Annotated in this window: 21 protein-coding genes; 10 read left to right on the top strand and 11 right to left on the bottom strand. The window is 64.9% G+C overall.

All coding sequences use genetic code 11. The annotated features are described in order from the left end of the window. Positions 1-134 precede the first annotated feature (134 nt). Complete coding sequence (locus tag ABLE86_RS14520; protein WP_348779684.1) at positions 135-374, top strand: hypothetical protein; 240 nt, start codon at positions 135-137, stop codon at positions 372-374. Positions 375-419: 45 nt separating this feature from the next. Further along, positions 420-974, top strand: a complete 555-nt coding sequence (locus tag ABLE86_RS14515; RefSeq protein ID WP_348779683.1) for an HPF/RaiA family ribosome-associated protein — start codon at positions 420-422, stop codon at positions 972-974. A 166-nt stretch (positions 975-1,140) separates the two neighbouring features. Here the strand turns inward: ABLE86_RS14515 and ABLE86_RS14510 are convergent, their stop codons facing one another. After that, positions 1,141-1,461, bottom strand: a complete 321-nt coding sequence (locus ABLE86_RS14510; protein WP_348779682.1) for a GYD domain-containing protein — start codon at positions 1,459-1,461, stop codon at positions 1,141-1,143. 233 nt (positions 1,462-1,694) lie between these two features. On the opposite strand from ABLE86_RS14510, the gene ABLE86_RS14505 reads away from it, so the two are divergent. The 5 genes from ABLE86_RS14505 (at position 1,695) to ABLE86_RS14485 (ending at position 6,770) form a co-directional block, all read left to right on the top strand. After that, positions 1,695-2,378 (top strand): alpha/beta fold hydrolase, encoded by a 684-nt coding sequence (locus ABLE86_RS14505; protein WP_348779681.1) that lies wholly within the window; start codon positions 1,695-1,697, stop codon positions 2,376-2,378. A 4-nt stretch (positions 2,379-2,382) separates the two neighbouring features. Further along, positions 2,383-3,048, top strand: coding sequence for a phosphoribosyltransferase (locus ABLE86_RS14500; RefSeq protein WP_348779680.1), 666 nt, complete (start codon positions 2,383-2,385; stop codon positions 3,046-3,048). A gap of 408 nt (positions 3,049-3,456) precedes the next feature. After that, on the top strand, positions 3,457-4,749 hold the full coding sequence (gene nirK / locus ABLE86_RS14495; protein ID WP_348779679.1) for a copper-containing nitrite reductase: 1,293 nt from the start codon (positions 3,457-3,459) through the stop codon (positions 4,747-4,749). A 157-nt stretch (positions 4,750-4,906) separates the two neighbouring features. Continuing rightward, positions 4,907-5,587: a hypothetical protein gene (locus tag ABLE86_RS14490; RefSeq protein ID WP_348779678.1), complete on the top strand. Its 681-nt coding sequence runs from the start codon at positions 4,907-4,909 to the stop codon at positions 5,585-5,587. Positions 5,588-5,606: 19 nt separating this feature from the next. Further along, positions 5,607-6,770, top strand: coding sequence for a CapA family protein (locus tag ABLE86_RS14485; RefSeq protein ID WP_348779916.1), 1,164 nt, complete (start codon positions 5,607-5,609; stop codon positions 6,768-6,770). A 14-nt stretch (positions 6,771-6,784) separates the two neighbouring features. Here the strand turns inward: ABLE86_RS14485 and ABLE86_RS14480 are convergent, their stop codons facing one another. The 3 genes from ABLE86_RS14480 to ABLE86_RS14470 form a co-directional block, all read right to left on the bottom strand. Then, complete coding sequence (locus ABLE86_RS14480; RefSeq protein ID WP_348779677.1) at positions 6,785-7,243, bottom strand: DUF3775 domain-containing protein; 459 nt, start codon at positions 7,241-7,243, stop codon at positions 6,785-6,787. Positions 7,244-7,413: 170 nt separating this feature from the next. After that, on the bottom strand, positions 7,414-7,881 hold the full coding sequence (locus ABLE86_RS14475; RefSeq protein ID WP_348779676.1) for a YbhB/YbcL family Raf kinase inhibitor-like protein: 468 nt from the start codon (positions 7,879-7,881) through the stop codon (positions 7,414-7,416). Positions 7,882-7,887: 6 nt separating this feature from the next. Continuing rightward, positions 7,888-8,094, bottom strand: a complete 207-nt coding sequence (locus ABLE86_RS14470; protein WP_348779675.1) for a hypothetical protein — start codon at positions 8,092-8,094, stop codon at positions 7,888-7,890. Here ABLE86_RS14470 and ABLE86_RS14465 point away from each other — a divergent pair. Next, positions 8,093-9,067, top strand: a complete 975-nt coding sequence (locus tag ABLE86_RS14465) for a complex I NDUFA9 subunit family protein (protein ID WP_348779674.1) — start codon at positions 8,093-8,095, stop codon at positions 9,065-9,067. The two genes, ABLE86_RS14470 and ABLE86_RS14465, sit on opposite strands and share 2 nt — an antisense overlap. Positions 9,068-9,159: 92 nt before the next feature. On the opposite strand, the gene ABLE86_RS14460 is transcribed toward ABLE86_RS14465, so the two are convergent. The 5 genes from ABLE86_RS14460 to ABLE86_RS14440 all read right to left on the bottom strand — a co-directional run bounded on the left by ABLE86_RS14460 (position 9,160) and on the right by ABLE86_RS14440 (position 15,207). Beyond that, positions 9,160-10,440 (bottom strand): amidohydrolase family protein, encoded by a 1,281-nt coding sequence (locus tag ABLE86_RS14460; protein ID WP_348779673.1) that lies wholly within the window; start codon positions 10,438-10,440, stop codon positions 9,160-9,162. After that, positions 10,437-11,381: an ABC transporter permease gene (locus ABLE86_RS14455; RefSeq protein WP_348779672.1), complete on the bottom strand. Its 945-nt coding sequence runs from the start codon at positions 11,379-11,381 to the stop codon at positions 10,437-10,439. The genes ABLE86_RS14460 and ABLE86_RS14455 overlap by 4 nt, the downstream gene beginning before the upstream one ends. Beyond that, entirely contained in the window at positions 11,381-12,430 is a 1,050-nt protein-coding gene (locus ABLE86_RS14450) for an ABC transporter permease (RefSeq protein WP_348779915.1), read from the bottom strand. Before ABLE86_RS14450 ends, ABLE86_RS14455 begins: the two co-directional genes overlap by 1 nt. After that, complete coding sequence (locus ABLE86_RS14445) at positions 12,420-13,982, bottom strand: ABC transporter ATP-binding protein (RefSeq protein WP_348779671.1); 1,563 nt, start codon at positions 13,980-13,982, stop codon at positions 12,420-12,422. The genes ABLE86_RS14450 and ABLE86_RS14445 overlap by 11 nt, the downstream gene beginning before the upstream one ends. Before the next feature lie 187 nt (positions 13,983-14,169). After that, positions 14,170-15,207 carry a BMP family protein gene (locus ABLE86_RS14440; RefSeq protein ID WP_348779670.1) on the bottom strand — a complete coding sequence of 346 codons (1,038 nt, stop codon included), beginning with the start codon at positions 15,205-15,207 and terminating at the stop codon, positions 14,170-14,172. 274 nt (positions 15,208-15,481) lie between these two features. On the opposite strand from ABLE86_RS14440, the gene ABLE86_RS14435 reads away from it, so the two are divergent. Beyond that, complete coding sequence (locus ABLE86_RS14435; RefSeq protein WP_348779669.1) at positions 15,482-15,628, top strand: hypothetical protein; 147 nt, start codon at positions 15,482-15,484, stop codon at positions 15,626-15,628. A 61-nt stretch (positions 15,629-15,689) separates the two neighbouring features. After that, positions 15,690-15,887 (top strand): hypothetical protein, encoded by a 198-nt coding sequence (locus ABLE86_RS14430; protein WP_348779668.1) that lies wholly within the window; start codon positions 15,690-15,692, stop codon positions 15,885-15,887. 5 nt (positions 15,888-15,892) lie between these two features. On the opposite strand, the gene ABLE86_RS14425 is transcribed toward ABLE86_RS14430, so the two are convergent. Further along, a complete protein-coding gene (locus ABLE86_RS14425) occupies positions 15,893-16,153 on the bottom strand; it encodes a DUF982 domain-containing protein (protein WP_348779667.1) in 261 nt (86 codons plus the stop codon). Positions 16,154-16,317: 164 nt separating this feature from the next. Further along, positions 16,318-17,151 carry a phenylalanine 4-monooxygenase gene (gene phhA, locus ABLE86_RS14420; RefSeq protein ID WP_348779666.1) on the bottom strand — a complete coding sequence of 278 codons (834 nt, stop codon included), beginning with the start codon at positions 17,149-17,151 and terminating at the stop codon, positions 16,318-16,320. Positions 17,152-17,235 lie beyond the last annotated feature (84 nt).

The following is a 17,235-nucleotide window of genomic DNA, read 5'->3' as shown; positions in this document are numbered from 1 at the left end:
ATCGACGAAATTTGCCGGGCTTCGCGGCCCGGTGCTGCCGGCTTGATTTCCGTCAATGCGCGCCCTCGTGCCCCCTCCAGAATAGGCCAGTTCGTGAAAGCTGGAATGTCGCAACGACACGTCAGAGCTTGGCCATGAAACTGTCAGCCGAAGACATTCGCCGCACCTGCGGCGACCTGCCCGATTGGAAGCTCAACGAAATTCAGGCGAGCGGCGCCGATCTGGACGATCTGAAGCAGGCGCTCGCCTGGTGCGCCGGCGACGACGAGACCACCCCGATGCGGCACATCCCCCCGGGCAGCGCCGCCGCCAGGGTCTACGACGTCCTCATGGCCGGCGAAGAAGACGATGAGCGCGATGGCGGCCGCATGTGAATTCTCTGCCAGTCGGCCAGCCGGGTAAAACGAGAGAGCACCACCATGGAGATAACCCCTCAGATCCGGTTCCGGGGAATGGACCCCTCGCCTGCCGTGGAAGCCGCCTTGCGCGAACGGATCGACCGGCTGGAGCGCTTCCACGAGCGCATCACTTCCTGCAACGTCGTGGTCGAGGCCCCGCACCGGCACGGGCGCAAGGGCAAGATCTACCATGTCAGCGTCGAGCTCACCGTGCCCGGCCGCCAGATCTTCGTTGGCAGGGAGCCCGAGGAGAACCACGCCCACGAGGATGTCTATGTCGCCATACGCGACAGCTTCAATGCCGCCCAGCGCCAGCTGGAGGACGCGGTGCGCGAGATGAGCGGCCACCGGGTGAAGCCGCATCCGGAGAAGATGCAGGGCACGGTGGTGCGGATGGTGCCGGAGGAAGGCTTCGGCTTCATCGCCGTGCCCGACGGCCGCGAATTCTTCTTTCGGCGCGAAAGCATGGTGTCGCCCACCCTGTGGGAGAAGCTGGAGACCGGCACGGACGTCCACTTCACCGAGCATGAGGGCGAAAAGGGCCCCTACGCTTCCGCGGTTGCGCCGGTCTCATGAATGCTTGTGGAGATGGTGGGCGGCCCTTTGCAGCCAGCCCCTGCGCGCGCGGCCGTTTCTCCGCGCGCTCGCCTGGTCCAGTTCTGTCCCGTCAGAGTTGCGAACGGCAACCGCCGTTCCCGCCCGGCGAACTGCCGTTCCGCTGCTGGCGATGCCGCCTTCGCAATCAGCCGCTGCTGCTGCCGGCCGGCTTGATGTCGCGCACCATGGCGATGAACTGGTCCCATTCAGTGGCGGCCCAGATTTCGGTGGTTGCATGGCCGAAGGTGCGGATGATCGTGGCGACCTTGGTGGCAGCCTCGATGTCGGGTGCGGTGAATATGTCCAGATAGTCGGTCGGTCCGAGGACGACGTAGCTCGCCTGCCACTGCGCCTGCGGGCATTCGCTGCGAATACGCGTCATCACGTGGTGGCTCAGTTCCTCCAGCGAGCGCGGCGACTGCAGCGCCTGGTGGTTCAGTCGGGTCAGCATGACGAAGGTTGCCATTGGGCTCTCCCATCAGATCCGAAAGCGCGCATTCTGGGCGTGGGGCGGCGGCGCGGCATTGACGGATGTCAACCGCCGATCGCATTTGCGCATGGATCAGGGAAATCCTGCGCTCCATGAACAATCGATATTCCCCGCCAGTCGGGCTAGAATAGCGCCAAGCCGCAGCGCTTGATCGCGATCAACGACAGCCGCGAACGAATCCTTCTAGCTGGCAACGGAGGAACGTCGTGATGCGCGCCGAAGACAAGCCATCCCATAGCCCGCTGCAGGTCGCCGAGGTGAAGATCCCTCCGCTTGGCCTGCCCGGCACGTTGCGCGAGCCGTCCAATCCGCGCGGCATCGTCGTGTTCGCGCATGGCAGCGGCTCCAGCCGGCACAGCCCCCGCAATGTCTACGTGGCCGAGGCACTGGGAAGGGCCGGCTTTGCCACCCTGCTCTTCGACCTGCTGACGACCGACGAGGAGATGGACCGCGCCAACGTGTTCGATATCCCGCTGCTCTCGACGCGACTGGCCGCCGCGGTGGACTGGACGGCCGGGTTCGAACGAACGCAGGGCCTGCCCATCGGCCTGTTTGGCGCGAGCACCGGCGCTGCCGCAGCGCTTGTCGCGGCGGCCGAACTGGCCGAGCAGGTGGCGGCAGTGGTCTCGCGCGGAGGGCGGCCCGACCTGGCCGGAACCGCGCTGGCGCGGGTGACCGCGCCGACCCTGCTCATCGTCGGCGGCGCCGATGTCGAGGTGCTGCGGCTGAACCGTGCGGCTTATGCCCTGCTGGCTGGCCCGAAGGAACTGACGATCGTGCCCGGCGCCACCCACCTCTTTTCCGAGCCCGGCGCGCTGGACATGGTGGTCGATGCGGCGGGCGGCTGGTTCGAACGCTATCTCGACGAGGCCAGAGCTACCGAGCGGAGGTGATGCCATGCTGTTTTCAGATCGCATTCAGGCCGGCAGGCAATTGGCCAGGGCACTAGACCGCTATCGTGGAAAGGACGTTGTGGTGCTGGCCCTGCCGAGGGGTGGCGTTCCCGTGGCCCGGGAGGTTGCATTGCACCTCAAGGCGCCCATCGACCTGCTTCTGGTGCGAAAGATCGGGGTTCCGATGCAGCCCGAACTTGCCATGGGTGCGGTCATCGACGGCGACGACCCTGTCGTGGTCCGCAACGACCATGTCATACGGCTTGCCTGGATCTCGGCCGACGAGTTCGAACAGGCCTGCCAGAAGGAGCTTGCCGAGATCGAACGCCGGCGCGCGCGCTATGTCGGCAAACGGGCGACGATAGAGGTCGCCGGACGCGTGGCGATCATCATTGACGATGGGGTCGCGACCGGGGCGACTGTACGGGCGGCGATCGGCGGCCTGCGGCGGCGCAACCCCAGCAGGATCGTCGTGGCCGTGCCGGTTGCCCCGCCCGAAACGGTGGTTGCCCTGCAGCAGGAGGCTGACGAGGTGATCTGCCTGGAGCAGCCCAGGTTCTTCGAGGCCATCGGCTTCTATTACGCCGACTTCAGGCAGGTGAGCGACGACGAGGTGATAAGAATACTGGCGGCTCCGACCGGGGCAGGCTCGTCGCAACCGTCCCCATAAGGCCGCGCGAGCCCTCCGCCGCACCTTGCAAGCCGGGGCAGAAATTCCCAGACACATCCATTTTGCGGACTTGGTAAAACCGGCGTAATCTCTTTTTCTTCGCAGTTCTCCTACCGGCCAACAATGGAGCATTCCATGTTCAGCAAGTATAGGGTGCCTGCAGACCTAATTTTTTCCTCCACCACAACGCGAAGCAAAGCAGAAATACCTGGACGCCAGATCGGACATTGCCTGGCGACCGCTGCGCTGTTCGCCTTGCTGCTTTTATTGCCGTTCGCACCGGCCCTTGCGCAGACGCACCAGCACGCCGCACCGGCGCAAACGACCGAACCCTCCAGTACAGAGCCGGCCGCCGCTGCCGCCGCACCACAAGCTCCGGCCGCGGCGGGTGCCGCCGGCGAGGCAGTGGTGAGCTACCACAATCCGAAGATCTTCACGCTCAAGACCGGCATCGCGGCGGGGCGGATGGTGTATCTGGGAGTTGGTGGCGACATAGACGGCCAGGTCAATCCCACCCTCATGGTGCATGAGGGCGAACTGGTACAGATCAACCTGATCAACGGCGAAGGGGCCGAGCACGACGTGGTGATCGACCAATATGCGGCTCGCTCCTCTGTCGTGGTTGGCAAGAACGCATCCTCCACCTTCTCCTTCACGGCCGGTAAGGTCGGTGAGTTTGCCTATTACTGTTCCATCGCCGGGCACCGCCAGGCGGGTATGGAGGGACGGATCCAGGTCATGCCCGGTCCGCGCGAGGCCATGGCCTCGAACGCCGCCGACATCGTCCGCGATCCGGCCGACCTGCCGGGTCCGATCGGCCAGCGACCGCCCAAGGTTGTCAAGGTAGACTTCGAAACGGTCGAACTCGTGGGCAACCTGGACGACGGCACCACCTACACCTACTGGACCTTCAACGGCAAGGTGCCAGGGCCATTCGTGCGGGTGCGGGTGGGCGACACGGTCGAGGTTCACCTGAAGAACCCGACCGAAAGCGTGATGACGCACTCGGTGGATTTCCACGCGGCGACGGGCCCGGGCGGCGGCGCGCATTCCACCCAGACCGACCCTGGCAACGAAACTGTCGTGACCTTCAAGGCGCTGAAGCCCGGCATTTTCGTCTATCACTGCGCAACGCCCAGCGTGGCGCACCACATCACGAGCGGCATGTATGGCCTGATCCTGGTGGAACCCGAGGGCGGGCTGCCCCAGGTCGACCGCGAGTTCTACGTCATGCAGGGCGAGCTCTACACGGTCCTGCCCTTCGGCACGAAGGGCGAGATGGAGATGGACTATGACAAGCTGATCTCCGAGCGGCCTGAATATTTCCTGTTCAACGGCGCGGTCGGCTCCCTCACCAAGACGCACCCGCTTTATGCGAATGCGGGCGAGACGGTGCGCATCTTCTTCGGCGTGGGCGGACCGAACTTCACCTCGTCCTTCCACGTCATCGGGGAAATCTTCGACAATGTCTATTCGATGGGCAGCGTCGGCGCACCAGCCCTGACCGGCGTGCAGACCACGACCGTTCCGCCCGGCGGCGCGACGATTGTCGACTTCAAGGTGGATCGCGGCGGGCACTACGTTCTGGTCGACCATGCGCTCTCGCGCGCCGAGCGCGGCCTGGCCGGCTATCTGATCGTCGACGGCCCGGAAAACGACGAGATCATGCACGCCGGCCCCGCACAAGAGGCCTCTGACTAGGAGAGGTCCAGCGACAACGCCGCAGGCGGCAAGCCTTGCCTCGGCGAGGCTTGCCGCCATTTGACCCCGATCAGTGCGGCGCGATGCCGGTGCGCTCATCATCGGCTCGTGCCCGGCTTCTCCCCCCGAAAGAAGCCCACATGCCGAGGGCAAGCCCATGACGAAAACCGCCCGCACCGGTCGCAGAAGCGATGCCGCACCTTCGCTGGCCGCGCAGCTTGAAGGCACCCGGCTCTATTCTGAGGAGCTCGGCCTCGACCTTGGTGAGCGCGCGGACGACACCTATTTCCGCTGGTTCCTGGCCAGCATTCTCTTCGGCGGCCACATCTCGGAGACGATCTCGCGGAATACCTATCATGCCTTCGAACGGCACGGCTTGACCACGCCGCGCAAGATCGTCGACGCCGGCTGGGACTTTCTCGTCAATCCGATCATGCGCGAAGGCGGCTATGTCCGCTACGATGGCAGGAAATCCGACCAGGTGCTGCGGGACTGTCGCAAGCTGCTCGACGACTATGGCGGCCGCCTGTCGAAGCTTGAGGAGGTAGCGCACACAAACGCCGAACTGGAGGAACGCCTCGACGAATTCTACGGCGTTGGCCCGGTGACAGCCAACATCTTCCTGCGCGAACTGCGCCCGTTCTGGCCCGCCGCAAATCCCGACCCTCTGCCCGAGGTGACAGAGACGGCGCACCGGTTCGGCATCGATCTTTCCGGATACGACCGCAAGAGCCTGGTTTTCGCGCGGGTCGAAGCGGGTCTCATGCGCCTTCGCCACAAGGCGCCGTCGGACATGGAAAGCAGCGTCGCCCATGCCGCAGGCGGCCACCGACGCTGACGCGGCAGGTTTCCCGACCGTGCGCGGCAACGAACCTCAAGAAAATGGTGCAGCGGAGCAAATATTGCGGCTCTTCCTGTGCGGAGACGTGATGATCGGCCGCGGGATCGACCAGATCCTGCCGCATCCCTGCGACCCGGCCCTGCATGAGAGCTACACCAGATCCGCCATCGACTATGTGCGCCTTGCCGAGGCTGCACACGGGCCTATCCCGCGCAATGTGCCACCTGCCTATATCTGGGGCGCGGCGCTCGATGAACTGGAGCGGATGTGCCCGGACGCGCGCATCATCAACCTGGAAACCAGCATCACCTACAGCGAAACCTACCTCCCGAAAGGCATCAACTATCGCGTGAGCCCGCCCAATGCCCGCTGCCTGGCCGCTGCCGGCATCGACTGCTGCACCCTCGCCAACAACCACGTTCTCGACTGGGGACGTCGCGGCCTTCTCGACACATTGGCCGTCCTGAAGGAATTGGGGATCAGCCATGCAGGCGCCGGCCACGATGCCGCCGAGGCCAGCGCCCCGGCCGTGCTCGAGGCGGGGAACAAGGGCCGGGTTCTGGTCTACTCGTTTGCATCGGCCACCAGCGGCACGCCGCGCGACTGGGCCGCCGGCGCCCAGACCGCGGGCGTGAACCTTCTGCCGAACCTTTCGGAGGCGACCGCCAACAGCGTGTGCGCGCAGATCGCCGCCGCCAGAAAGCCTCGCGACGTGCTCGTGGCGTCCGTGCATTGGGGGTCGAACTGGGGCTATGAGATTGCCGAAAGCCAGCGGCGTTTCGCCCACGCACTGGTGGAAACCGGCGGCGTTTGTGTCGTGCACGGGCATTCGTCGCATCACGCCAAGGCACTGGAGGTCTACCGCGGCGGGCTGATCCTCTACGGCTGCGGCGACTTCCTCAACGACTATGAGGGGATCAGCGGATACGAACAATACAGGGACGACCTGCCGCTGATGTACTTTGCCGATTTCGACTTGGCGAGCGGAGGTCTCGTCGCGCTGGAAATCATACCGCTCCAGATCCGCAAATTCCAACTGGTCCGCCCCGACGCGGACGACGCCTCATGGCTTGCGCAAACCCTTGCCCGGGAAAGCGAGCGGTTCGGGGTTCGCGTCGACCTTGGGCCGGATCGCCGCTTCGCCATCTCGTGGCCAGGAGCGACGGCGCGGCCAGCGTGAAGGCTCGCCGAGCCTCAGAGGCGGCCCATTTCGAAATCCTCGCAGGAATAGCCCAGCATCGACAGCCCCTCTTCGAGGAAATCGGCAAGCAGCGGCGTTCCGAGCAGATATTCGGACGTGCGGTCGTTGTGTGCGGCGGCGGCTTCCTCGCGCACTGCTGGCCAATCGGCGACGGTGTAGTCCTCGCGCCCGAGCCAGGCGAGGGCCACGAGGTCGATCTGCTCATCTTCCGACAGGGAGTCGACCAGCGAAGCGATCTCCTCGGTCACCGGATCGTCGTCGTGGTTCTCAAGCACCGCGGCTTCCTTGTCGTCGGTCGGGTTCGACCCCGGTTCCGGTTCGGTGAGCTCGTCCTTGGCGTCGAACTCGCGCATCTTGATGATGATGAAGCAGACCTTCTCGGGCGAGATGGTGAGCGCCGGCTCGAGGGTATCGTCCGGCTCGTCGGACTGGCTGGAGCGCTTTTGCATCATTTCCACCTGCATTTGTCGAACGCCTCAATGCGCTCCCTTTTCGTTTCAAACCCGGCTTGTCCGGTGAATGAACGGCAGCCGAGCCATGGCGCTGAAATTGAAATGTGCCTTGCCCGGCGGCGGGGCAAGAGCGAGCGTCGGGCCGACTGAAATTTTATCGTGAGACCTGCCTAGCGCTGGAACAGGCCGATCAGTTCCGCCGAGCCCAGGGCATGGCCGCGGGCGAGTGCCGCAACCCGCGCGCATGTGGTCCGCCCCGTCACGTCGAGGCGGGGAACGCCAAGCGCCAGCAATCGGAAATGATAGTGGTGGACGCCGTGCCCCCGCGGCGGGCAAGGACCGCCATAGCCGCTTCTGCCGAAATCGTTCGTGGCCTGGCGCAATCCGCTGACCTGCTGGTCGGCCGGCGCGAGCCCCTCGGGCAGCGTGCGCCAGTCGCCTGGAATGTCGAACACCGCCCAGTGGTGAAAGGTGCCGCCCGGCGCATCCGGGTCCTCGCAGACGAGGGCGAAACTTTGGGTGCCGGCCGGCGGCTCGGTCCATTCGAAGGGCGGCGACAGATCTTCGCCGCTGCAGGTGTATCTGGCGGGGACGGTGGACCTGTTCTGAAATGCGGGGCTCGTCAGTTGGAAGGTCATGACCTTTCACCCTTTCGGCAGGAAAGCCGGCTGAATCCGGCGCCAAGCCCTGATCGGCGGTCTGGAAAAATGCGCCAGCTCGCCGCGCGCTTCCTTGATGCGGGTCAAAGCAATGGCGGCGGCCTGCCGAGGCAACGTGCCCTTTGCCTTTGTGGCGAAAATCATTATGAACGAGCCAGACCAAGCCAGAAGGGCACCACCGGAGCCAGACATGACCGAAATCCTTCAGATTCCGCCACTCGTCACCGTTTTCGGTGGGTCCGGTTTCATAGGCCGTCACGTCGTGCGCGAACTGGCCAAGCGCGGCTATCGCGTGCGGGCTGCCTGCCGAAGGCCCGACCTTGCCGGCCATTTGCAGCCTCTGGGCCATGCCGGCCAGATTCAGCCGGTCCAGGCCAATGTGCGCGTGCGCTGGTCGGTCGACCGTGCGATTGAAGGCGCCGACCATGTCGTGAACCTCGTGGGAATCCTGGCCGAATCCGGCCGGCAGAGATTCGCCACCGTGCAGGATTTTGGCGCCCGCGCCGTGGCCGAGGCCGCCCGCGCCGCCGGTGCCGGGCTGACGCATGTTTCCGCTCTGGGCGCGAATGCCCAGTCGCAATCGGCCTATGCCCGTACCAAGGCGGCCGGCGAACGCGCGGTTCGCGAGACGATCGCCGACGCCACGATCTTCCGCCCCTCCATCGTGTTCGGCCCTGAGGACGATTTCTTCAACCGCTTCGCAAATATCGCGCGTTTCTCGCCGGTGCTGCCGCTGATCGGCGGCGGAACGACGCGCTTCCAGCCGGTCTACGTCTGCGACGTGGCCGAAGCGGTGGCGCGCGCGGTGGAAGGCAGCATCGAGCGCGGCAAGACTTATGAACTCGGCGGCCCGAACGTGATGACCTTCCGGCAGTGCATGGAAGAGATGCTCGAGGTGATCGATCGCCGCCGCCTGCTGGTGCCGGTGCCGTGGTGGCTGGCGGAACTGCAGGGTGCGGTGCTGGGCATGCTGCCGGGCAAGCTGCTGACGTCGGACCAGGTCACGCTTCTGAAATCCGACAATGTCGTGTCGGCAGAGGCCGAAAGCGAAGGCCGCACCTTTGCCGGCCTTGGCATCGAGCCGAATTCCACCGGCGCCATCCTCCCGAGCTATCTGTGGCGCTATCGCGCGGCGGGTCAGTTTTCGCGCAGCAGCCTGGCCTGAGCGGGTCTGCGAATCCCGCCAGGGATTCGCGCTTTTCCCGAATTTTAGTTGATAGCAAAGGGGCCGCTTGTGCGGCCCCTTTGTTTTTCAGGTCACGGCGTCTGGTGACGCCGGTTGACGCTGCCAGGACGGCCGGAGAGCGAAAGCTGCGTCTCCTGCTTCTGGCGCGTCGCCACCACCTTGCCCTTGGCAATCACGCACAGCCGCTCGGCGCGCAGGCGCAGCGCCTCGACCGGATTGCCGGCGTCGAGCACCACGAGGCTCGCCGTCTTGCCGACTTCGAGGCCGTAATTTTCGAGGCCCATGATCTCGGCATTGGTCCTGGTGACCATGTCGAAGCACTGGCGCATGTCGGCCGGGCTGGTCATCTGCGCCACATGCAGGCCCATGAAGGCGACGTCGAGCATGTCGGCGGTGCCGAGCGGATACCACGGGTCGAGCACGCAATCCTGGCCGAAGCCAACCTTGATGCCGGCCTTCAGCATTTCAGGCACGCGCGTCATGCCGCGGCGCTTGGGATAGGTGTCGTGGCGGCCCTGGATGACGATGTTGATGAGCGGGTTGGGGCAGGCCGAAACGCCGGCCTCGGCGATCAGTGGCAGGAGTTTCGAGACATAGTAATTGTCCATGGAATGCATGGAGGTGAGGTGCGAGCCGTTCACCCTGCCCTGCAGGCCGAGGCGCTGCGTCTCATAGGCCAGCTGCTCGATGTGGCGCGAGTTCGGGTCGTCGGTCTCGTCGCAATGCATGTCGACCATCAGGCCGCGCGCGGCCGCGATCTCGCACAGCTCGGTCACCGAGCGGGTGCCGTCGGCCATTGTGCGCTCGAAATGCGGAATGCCGCCGACGATCTCCACGCCCATGTCGAGCGCGCGGATGGTGTTTTCGCGCGCGGTGGGCGAGCGATAGAAACCGTCCTGCGGGAAGGCGACGAGCTGCAGGTCGATGTAAGGCGCGACCTCCTTCTTGACCTCCAGCAGCGCCTCGACGGCGAGCAGCCGGTCGTCGCAGGTGTCGACATGGGTGCGGATGGCAAGCAGGCCCATCGAGACGGCCCAGTCGCAATAGGCGAGCGCGCGGCTCTTCACCGCCTCATGGGTGAGCATCGGCTTCAGCTCACCCCAGAGCGCGATGCCTTCGAGCAGCGTGCCCGAGGCATTGATACGCGGAATGCCGTAGGAGAGCGTCGCATCCATGTGGAAATGCGGATCGACGAAAGGCTGCGAGACGAGGTTGCCGGTGGCATCGACCACCTTGCCCGCTTCCGCGTCGAGCTTCGGCTCGATGGCCGCGATCTTGCGGCCCTTGATGCCGATGTCGGCGGTGTTGCCGTCCGGAAGAATGCCGCCACGGACAATCAGGTCAAAACTCATCTCTCGCCTTTCTGGTATGGGATCATCAGCGCCTTGGGATAGGTAGCGCGGCGCGCCACCAGGATCAGCGCTAGGATGGACAGCGCATAGGGCATCATCAGGAACACCTGATAGGGCACCACGCCGCCGGAAATCTGCTGCAGGCGGATCTGATAGGCATCAAAGGCGGCAAAAAGTATGGCGCCGAGCAGCGCCTTGCCCGGCCGCCACGAGCCGAACACCACCAGCGCGATGCAGATCCAGCCGCGGCCGTTGATCATCTCGAAGAAGAAGGAGTTGAAGGCCGACATGGTGAGGAACGCGCCGCCGACCGCCATCAGCGCACTGCCGACCATGACCGCGCCCATGCGGATGCCGGTGACGCTGATGCCCTGCGCCTCGACGGCGGACGGGTTTTCGCCCGCCGCGCGCACGGCCAGGCCGATCGGCGTGCGGTAGAGCATCCAGGCGACGATGGCGACCGTCGCGAAGGCAAGATAGGTGAGCGGCGTCTGCGAAAACAGCGCCTCGCCCAGCACCGGTATCTTCGACAGGCCGGGGATGGGCAGCGGCTGGAACGGCTCGATCTTGGGCGGCGTGGTGACCTGCGGCAGCGCCAACCGATAGGTGAAGTAGGTGAGGCTGGTGGCAAGCAGCGTGACGCCGATGCCCACCACATGCTGCGACAGCCCGAGCGGCACGGTGAGCGTCGCGTGGAGCAAGCCGAACATCGCCCCCGCCAGCGCCGCGACCGCCACGCCGGTCCACAGGTCGCCGCCGGAATAGACGGTGAACCAGCCGGCGAAGGCGCCGGCGGTCATGATGCCTTCGATGCCGAGATTGAGCACGCCCGCACGCTCGCAGATCAGCTCGCCCATGGTGGCGAAGATCAGCGGCGAAGCGATGCGGATCGCAGCGACCCAAAAGGAGGCGGTGAAGAGGATTTCGAGGGCCTGCTGCATCACTTCCACCTCACCCGATAGCGCGTCAGCAGGATGGCGGTGACCATGGTCAGCAGCGCGGTCGCCACCATCACCTGCGCGATGTAGCTCGGCACGCCGGCTGTTCGGCTCATGGCATCGGCGCCGACGAAGATGCCGGCCACGAAAATGGCCGAGGCGATGACGCCGAGCGGATTGAGCATGGCGAGCATGGCCACCACGATGCCGGAATAGCCGTAGCCGGGGGACAGATCGAGGGTCAGGTTGCCCTTCAGGCCCGACACTTCCGAGAAGCCGGCAAGCGCCGCAATGCCGCCCGAAAGAAGCGCCGTCTTGATCAGCACGCGGTTGACCGGAATGCCGGCGAAGTTGGCGGCTTCCTTGTTGTTGCCCACGGCGCGCATCTCATAGCCCAGCACGCTCTTCTTCATGATGACCCAGCAGATGACCGCAGAGACGATGGCAATCACGAAGCCGAAGTGCAGGCGCTTGCCCTGGATGATGCGTGGCAGCTGCGCCTCGGCGATGACCTTGGAGGATTGCGGCCAGCCGAGGCCGGTCGGGTCCTTCAGCACGCCTTCGAGCAGCATGGAGACGAACAGCAGCACGATGAAGTTGAGCAGCAGCGTGGTCACCACCTCGTCGACGCCGAAGCGCGTCTTGAGGATGGCGGGGCCGAGCAGCAGCAGCGCACCGGCCGCCATGGCCGCAATCATGATGATCGGGATCAGCAGGTAGGACGGCAGCGGCAGCGCGCCGGTGCCCAGCACCACCGTCACCACCCCGCCGATATAGAGCTGCGCCTCGGCGCCGATGTTCCAGAGCTTTGCGCGGAAGGCGACGGCCACCGCAAGACCGGTGAAGATGAGCGGCGTGGCGCGGGTCAGCGTTTCCAGCAGCGCGAATTGCGAGCCCGCCGCTCCCTTGGCGACGAGATAGAAGACGGAGAACGGCGAGGCGCCTGCCGCCAGCACCAGCAGCGAGGTGATGATGAAGGTCGCCACGATCGCGCCAATGGGGAACAGCAGCGTGACCGCCAGCGAGGGCGCGGGTTTGGGTTCAAGCCGCATCATTCACCTCGCCATGCCCCGCCATGAGTTCGCCGAGCTCGCGGATGCTGCGTTCGCCGCGCTTGGAGGGCGAGGAAAGCTGCCCCTTCGACATGACCAGGATGCGGTCGGACAAGGCCAGTATTTCCTCCAGATCTTCCGAAATCAGCAGGATCGCCGCGCCTCTGTCGCGCGCTTCGAGCAGCCGGCGATGGACGAAGGCGACGGCGCCGACATCGAGCCCGCGCGTGGGCTGGTTGGCGAGGATCACGGCCGGCTCGGAATCGAGCGCGCGGCCGAGAATGAGCTTTTGCATGTTGCCGCCGGAGAGCAGCCGGATGCGCGCCTCGGGCGACGGGCACTTGACGTCGTAGTCGCGAATGATCTCCTCGGCGAAAGCTCGCGCCGCGCGCCAATCCAGAAAGCCGTGGCGGCTGAAGCGCGGTGTGGCATAGCGCTCGGAAATGACGTTCTCGGTGACGCTCATGTCGCCGATCGTGCCTACCGCGTGGCGATCCTCCGGGATACGGCCGATGCCGCCGGCAAGGGCGGCGCGCGGCGACCAGTTGCCAGCCGTCGTGCCGGCGATGACGATCTCGCCCGACGCCGGCTGCAGCGTGCCGGCAATGAGCGCCGCAAGTGCGGATTGGCCGTTGCCGGAAACACCGGCCAGCCCTGTGATCTCGCCGGTGCGCAGCGCGAGCGAGAGACCATCGAGGTTCGTGACGGTACCTTGCCGGGCGGTCGAGACGTTCTTCAGTTCGAACACGACCGGGCCGGTCTTCGGCGCGCTCACAGGCGGGCTTGCCACTTCCTGCCCGACCATCAGCGCGGCAAGCTCGGTGCGATTGGTGGTGGCGGTCATGCGCTCGCCGGCCAGCGTGCCGGCGCGCAGCACCAGCACGCGGTCGCTGACGGCCATGACCTCGTTCAGCTTGTGCGAGATGAAGATGATGGACAGCCCCTGCGCCACCAGCAGCTTCAGCGTACGGAACAGCGCATCGGTCTCGGCCGGGGTCAGCACCGCCGTCGGCTCGTCGAGGATGAGGATGCGCGCGTCGCGATAGAGCGCCTTGAGGATTTCGACGCGCTGGCGCTCGCCCACCGAAAGGGTGGCGACGGTCGCGTCCGGATGCACGGCTAGGCCGAAATCGGCCGAAAGCTTGTCGATGCGCTGGCGGGCGGCGGCGCGATCGAGGCGCAGCTTCCAGGGGCTCTGCGTGCCGAGCGCGATGTTCTCCAGCACGGTCATGTTCTCGGCGAGCGTGAAATGCTGGTGCACCATGCCGATGCCGGCATCCAGCGCCGCGCGCGGATCGCCGGGCGGCAGCGGCTTGCCGAAGGCTTCCACCGTGCCCTCGTCGGCCACGTAATGGCCGAACAGAATGTTCATCAGCGTGGTCTTGCCGGCGCCGTTTTCGCCCAGCAGCGCGATGACCTCGCCGCGCTTCAGCGAAAACGAAATGGCATTGTTGGCCACCAGCGGCCCGAACCGCTTGGTGATGCCTTCGAGGCGCAGGACGATTTCCGCCTGCGGAAGTGCACGATCTTCGACACCGGGCGACGCCGCCAAATCACCAATCCCTCAATCGTGGCAGGGAGCCTGCCCCACCGCTGCCTGCGCTCTCCATTCCGGGTGCGGGCGCTGCCGCCGACACGCGTCAGCGCAACCGAGGCGTTACCGCCCCGACCGCGCACTGTCTTTCATGCGAGCTTGAGGCCACCTTTTCGCTGCAAGCAGCGAAAAGGTAAAGCCGTTCTCAGTTGGATTTCGGCTCGGAATCGTCGATTTCAACAGTGAAGGAGCCGTCCTTGATCGCCTTTTCCTTCTCGGCGACCTTCGCCATGACCTCGGCCGGCACCTTGCCCTCGAAGGTGCCGAGCGGGGCAATGGAGCAGCCGCCGTTCTTCATGAAGGAATAGACGCCGTAGTCGGCGGCCTTGAAGGTTCCGGCCTTCACTTCGGCGATAGCCTTGTCCAGCGTCGGCTCGAAGTGCCACAGCGCCGAAGCCACGACAGTTTCGGGATAGTCCGCCTGGGTGTCGATGACGTTGCCCACGGCAAGCAAGTTGCGCTCCTTGGCGGCGTCTGAAACGCCGAAGCGCTCGGCGTAAAGCAGGTCGGCGCCGCCGTCGATCTGGGCGAAGGCGGTTTCCTTGGCCTTGGGCGGATCGAACCAGGAGCCGATGAAGGCGACCTGGAACTTGGCGTCGGGCGCGCTTTCCTTCACGCCGGCCATGAAGGCGTTCATCAGCCGGTTGACCTCGGGAATCGGATAGCCGCCGACCATGCCGATGTTCTTCGACTTGGTCATGGCACCGGCGATGATGCCGGTGAGATAGGAGGCGTCCTGGATGTAGTTGTCGAAGGGCGAGAAGTTCGGCACGGCCTCGTCGGGCTTGAAGCTCGAGCCCATCAGGAAGGCGACGTCCGGATAGTCATTTGCGACCGCGCGGGCGGCGTCTTCCACGCCGAACACCTCGCCGAGGATCAGCTTGTAGCCGGCCTCGCAATATTCGCGCATCACGCGCTCATAGTCGTTGTTGGAGGTGTTTTCGGAATAGACGTACTCGATCTCGCCGCGGTCCTTGGCGGCATTGGCGGCCTTGTGGATGCGGCTGACCCACTGCTGCTCGACCGGCACGGTATAGACGGCAGCGACCTTGAGCGGCTCGTCGGCAAACAGGCGCGCTGGGAAACCCGCCACCGTGGCAAGCGCTGCGCCAGCGCCCGCGGCCTTCAGCACCGAGCGGCGCGAGACGCCGGCAAATTTCGTCGCATTCTTGTCGTTCTGCATCGTCCACCACCCTGGCTATCGGGTCCGGGCCCAGCCCCGCCCCGCGTCTTGTCATCCGCGCGACGGTATTCGAATTTCCGAAACCCGGCAATCGGCCTGCAAAACCTTTCCACCGCTGGCGTTTCGGCCCGGCAAGGCGCATCATCGGCCATGCGCCGCGGTACAACTTTTGGTTTTTCCGACCTCAACACCTATATCGGTGGTATGGTTCTCCGCCAGCGATGGAACGCAATGACGCGGCCCCCTGGCTCTTCCCGAAAGGACCCGCAACACGATGGCGAAAAAGCCGAACTATGGCCAGGAGCGCAGAGACCGCGACCGCATCAAGGCCGCCAAGAAAGCCGAGAAAGCCAACGCCAAGGCAAACAAGTCCGCGAGCAAGCCGGACGAAGTGAACGAACAGGAGACAAAGCAGGACTAGGGGCTCCGCGCCGCCAAGCAGCGGGGCGGGAGCTTTGCATCGATCAAGTCAGGAGTATGAAATGAAGCCTCTCGCGGCCGAACAGAAATTGGACAGGACGGACGCGGCAGCGCGCCAGATCATGAACGCCGAGCAGGCGGCTCGTGAAAAGAAGACCGCCCGGCTACGGGCACTTCGGCAGGAGAAGGAAGAGGCGGAGCGCGCAGAAGCGGCGAAGAACCCCGCTCCGGTGAAGCGCGCGCCCAAGAAGGGCTCCTAGCCGGGTTACCCGGGTGCCTTGTCGCTGATCAGCACATCGGCCTCGCGAGCCGCAGCGATGAAGGCGCGCCTGGCTGCCATGACCGGCTTGTTGCCGGCCATGGCGTCGTGGCAGGCCTGAAGTGCGGCGCGATGCTTGGGACTTCTTTTTCCCGGCCAGTTGTTGAGAAGAAAATCCGAAGCCTCCTGGGCAGTCTTCAGTATTTGGTGATTTCCCGTCTCACCGAGTTTTACGGTGAGCGGAACTTCAAAGCGATCATTTTGCATAGCCTGCTCTTACGCCCTTGCGCAGGCGAAAGCGAGCTTCGAAACGCTTTTCTTGGCGGCACTTCGTCTCGCCCTTGCGCCCAGCCGGTTCTATCGAACGAAAACTGACGCGCGCAAAAGCGCCTCGAGTGCCTTGAAGCCGCCGCCTGCGCTGTGGGCGGCCTTCAAACCGTGGCCGGATCGAGCGGCGTCTCGTCCTTGCGTCGCGCGATAAGCTCGGCAAGGTCGGCATGCAGGAACGCGTCGCGCAGCGCTTCGAAGGACGGTAGCACGAAATAGGCGCGCTGGAACTTGTCGATCTCGTAGCCAGTGCGCATCACCGTCTCCAGGTCGAAGGGCACGCGGTGCGCGTCCGGGCTTTCGACGGCGAACTGCAGCTCGCTGAACGATGACATCAAGCCGGCGCCGAAGGCCTTGAGCGGCTGGCCCGGCTCCTGAATGAGGCTGAACTCGGCCGTGTACCAGTAAAGCCGCGAGATCATGTCGTGGCCGCCCAGCTCAATCGCGCCACTGGCCCTTTCGCCGTACTGCTGCATGAAATCGGCGAAAGCCGGCTGGGTCAGCGCCGGCACATGGCCGAAGAAATCGTGGAACATGTCCGGCTCGACAATGTAGTCGAGCTCCTCGCGCCTGCGCAGCCAGTTGGTGACCGGGAAACGCCGGTTTGTCAGGTGCACGAAAAAGGGTTCGGCCGGGATCAGCCCCGGCACGGCGACGAGCTCCCAGCCGGTGAGCTTGCGCAGCTTGCCGCTGACCTCGTCAATATCCGGGATACGCTCGAGCAGCCCCAGCGCTTCCACGCCATCGAGATAGGAGCGGTGCGCAAGCCGCCTCGTCAGGCCGGTCTGGCGGTCGCACAATATGCGCCACACCTCCTGGTCGCTGTCGCTGAAGGTATAGTCCTGCTGCACGGTGAAATCGGCGCGGCAGACGGAGTAGTTGCCGCGCAGTCCTTGAGTCGCGCATTCGCGAGCATAGGCTTCCACGCTAATGTTCATGACCCAATCCTCCACGGCTCGAAGCATAACGCCGATGGCGGAGCGCTTTTCGTCTAAACCGTCGATTCAGCCAGGAAATTGAGG

Source organism: Mesorhizobium sp. KR2-14 (genome assembly GCF_040049255.1).
GTDB lineage: Bacteria > Pseudomonadota > Alphaproteobacteria > Rhizobiales > Rhizobiaceae > Pseudaminobacter.
This window is presented reverse-complemented; position numbering and strand designations above follow the sequence as displayed.